This is a genomic window from Streptosporangium vulgare, assembly GCF_042428775.1.
In the GTDB taxonomy this organism is placed as follows: Bacteria; Actinomycetota; Actinomycetes; order Streptosporangiales; family Streptosporangiaceae; genus Streptosporangium; species Streptosporangium vulgare.
This window is the reverse complement of record NZ_JBHMBS010000077.1, coordinates 1-3,440: the sequence shown is the minus strand read 5'-3', so window position 1 is coordinate 3,440 and position 3,440 is coordinate 1. Positions and strand designations below refer to the sequence as shown.

Below are 3,440 nucleotides of genomic sequence, written 5' to 3'. Positions count from 1 at the left end.
GATCCACCCGCACCGGCCGAGCCGGAGCGAAGAACGCATCCCAATCAACCGCGATACCACGAACCTGCAACTGCCCCAACGCCCTGACCAGCGTCCGAGCCTCATCCCGATCCTTACGCGCGGTCGCGACGAAGACGCCGTCCTCGACGCTCTGCTGAGCCAGCGCGGTCAACGTGGTGTCCGGGCCGACCTCCACGAACACATTCGCCTGACAGGCGGTGACCCCGTCGGCGAAACGCACCGCCTCCCGCACATGCCGCACCCAGTACGCCGGGTCGGTCAGCAGACCCGGCTCAGCGAGACGGCCCGTCACATTGGAGACGACAGGAATGGTCGGCTCGGCGAAGGTCAACCCGGAGACGATCTGCTCGAACTCCGCCAGCATCGGCTCCATCAGCGGCGAATGGAAGGCGTGCGAGACGCGCAGCCTGCGCGTCCGCGCGCTCACCAGGCCCGCGATCTCCTCCACCGCGACCTCGCTGCCGGAGATCACCACGGCCTGCGGGCCGTTCACGGCGGCGATGCCGACGTCCTGGCGGCCCTCCAGCAGCGGAAGGATCTCGGCCTCGGGAGCGGCGATGGCCAGCATCGCCCCACCCTCCGGCAACGCCTGCATCAACCGGGCGCGGGCGGTGACGAGGGCACACGCGTCGGGCAGCGACAGCACACCCGCCACATGGGCGGCGGCTATCTCTCCGACCGAGTGCCCGACCAGCACATCCGGCGTAACACCCAGCGAGGCCAGCAGCCGGTAGAGGGCGACCTCGAAGGCGAACAGCGCCGGCTGGGTCATCCCCGTCTCGGCCAGCACACCGTCAGGGTCGGAGAACATCACCTGACGCACGGGATGCGGCAGCAGCGCGCAGACCTCGTCCAACGCCTCGGCGAACACCGGGAAGGCGGAGGCCAGCTCACGGCCCATCCCCACCCGCTGACTGCCCTGACCGGCGAACAACATCGCCAACCTGGCTCGCCCGCGTACCAGCCCGGACTCGACCACCGACTCGCCCGGCTCGCCCTCGGCCAGCGCCGACAGCGCCTCCAGCAGCCCGGCGCGGTCCGCGCCGACCACCGTCGCGCGCTGCTCCAGCAGCGCCCGGCCCGTCGCCAGCGACCAGCCGACATCGGCCACGTCCAGCTCCGGCCGTGCCAGCATCCAGGACCTGAGGTGCCGCGCCTGTGCCCGCAGCGCCGCCACCGACTTCCCGGAGAGCAGCCACGGGACGGCGGGCAGGACCTCGCCCGGCTCCCTGTCCGGTTCGGCCGGAGACTCCTCCAGGACGACGTGCGCGTTCGTGCCGCTGATCCCGAAGGACGACACCGCGGCCCGGCGCGGGCCGTTCTCCGGCTCCCAGGGACGGGCCTCGGTGAGCAGCTCCACCGCGCCCGCCGACCAGTCGATGTGCTCCGACCGCTCCTCGGCGTGCAGGGTCTGCGGCATGACGCCGTTGCGCAGCGCCATCACCATCTTGATCACACCGGCCACACCCGCGGCCGCCTGCGCGTGACCGATGTTCGACTTGATGGACCCCAGCCACACCGGCCGGTCCTCCGGGCGGTCCTGGCCGTAGGTGGCCAGGATGGCCTGCGCCTCGATCGGGTCGCCCAGAACGGTCCCGGTGCCGTGCGCCTCGACCACGTCCACGTCCGCGGGCGAGAGGTTCGCGCTGGCCAGGGCCTGACGGATCACCCGCTGCTGCGACGGACCGTTCGGCGCCGTCAGGCCGTTGCTCGCACCGTCCTGGTTGACCGCGCTGCCCCGCAGGACCGCGAGGACCTGGTGGCCGTTGCGCCGCGCGTCCGAGAGCCGCTCGACGAGCAGCATGCCCACGCCCTCCGAGAGGCCGACGCCGCCTTCCGCCTGGGCGAAGGCCCGGCAGCGGCCGTCGGGCGACAGGTTGCGCTGCCGGGCGAACTCGACGAACGTCCACGGGGTGGCCATCACCGTCACGCCGCCCGCCAGAGCCAGGTCACAGTCACCCGAGCGCAGTGCCTGCGCCGCCAGGTGCAGCGCGACCAGCGACGACGAGCACGCCGTGTCCACGGTCATCGCGGGTCCCTCGAACCCGAAGGTGTACGACACCCGGCCCGAGGCGACGCTGCCCGAGTTGCCGGTGCCGATCAGGCCCTCCAGCTCCTCCGGTACGGACGAGAGCTGGTTCGCGTAGTCGTGGTACATCACACCCGCGAACACGCCCGTCCGGCTGCCGCGCAGCCCGTGCGGGTCGATTCCCGCGCGCTCGATCGCCTGCCAGGAGCTCTCCAGCAGCAGCCGCTGCTGCGGGTCCATCGCGAGCGCCTCACGCGGGCTGATCCCGAAGAAGCCGGGGTCGAACTCGGCGGCGTCGTACAGGAAACCGCCGTGCCGGGCGTAGGAGGTGCCGCGGTTGCCGGGCTCCGGGTCGTACAGCTTGTCCAGGTCCCAGCCTCGATCGGTGGGGAACTCGCCCACCGCGTCGCCCGCCCGCGCCACGAGCCGCCACATGTCCTCCGGCGATTCGACCCCGCCGGGGTAGCGGCAGGCCATGCCCACGATCGCGATCGGCTCGTCGTCCCCGGCCGAGACCCGCGACGTGACCGCGACCTCCCGCTTGCCGAGCAGCTCGCCGGACAGGAACGGGACGAGCGCCGTCTGGGTCGGATAGTCGAAGATCAGCGTGGCCGGCAGCCGCATTCCGGTGACCTGGCTGAGCCGGTTACGGAACTCCACGGCCATCAGCGAGTCGAAGCCGAGCTCCTGGAAGGAGACGCCGTCGTCGAGCGCGGACGCGTCGGCGAACCCGAGGACCACGGCCAGCTGGTCGCGTACCAGGTCCTCCAGCACGGCCCGCTGTCCGGCCGGAGGCAGGCTCGCCAGCTGCTGCTTCAGGGTGGCAGCCGCCTCCGAGGCCGCCGTCACCACCCGCCTGGCCGGAGCGGACACCAGGCCGCGCAGCAGCGGCGGCAGCGAGTCCGCGTGACCGCTGAGGACCTTGAAGTTGAGCTGGGCAGGGAGCAGCGTGGCCCGTCCCGTGTCGAGCGCGGCGTCGAGGAGGGTGAGTCCGTCCTCGGCGGTGAGCGGGTCGACGCCGGAGCGCGCGAGGCGCCGCAGGTCGGCCTCGTCCAGGTCGGCCAGCCCGCCCTCGCGCCACAGGCCCCAGGCCAGCGAGGTGCCCGCCAGTCCCCGCGCTCTGCGGTGTTCGGCCAGGGCGTCGAGGAAGGCGTTGGCCGCGGCGTAGTTGCCCTGCCCGGGACCGCCCAGCACCCCGGCCATCGAGGAGAACATCACGAACGCGGACAGGTCGAGATGCCGGGTCAGCTCGTGCAGGTGCCAGGCCGCGTCGGCCTTGGGCCGCATGACCCGGTCCAGCCGCTCGGGGGTGAGCGCGGTGATCACACCGTCGTCCAGGACTCCGGCCGCGTGCACCACACCACTCAGCGGCTGACCGGCCGGAATACCC

The 3,440-nt window shown here is 72.3% G+C and carries 1 protein-coding gene; it reads right to left on the bottom strand.

Annotated elements, in window-relative coordinates; translation table 11 throughout:
* On the bottom strand, positions 1-3,406 hold a 3,406-nt coding region (locus ACFFRH_RS43975), incomplete at its 3' end, for a type I polyketide synthase (protein ID WP_386164115.1).
* Between the last annotated feature and the right edge of the window lie 34 nt (positions 3,407-3,440).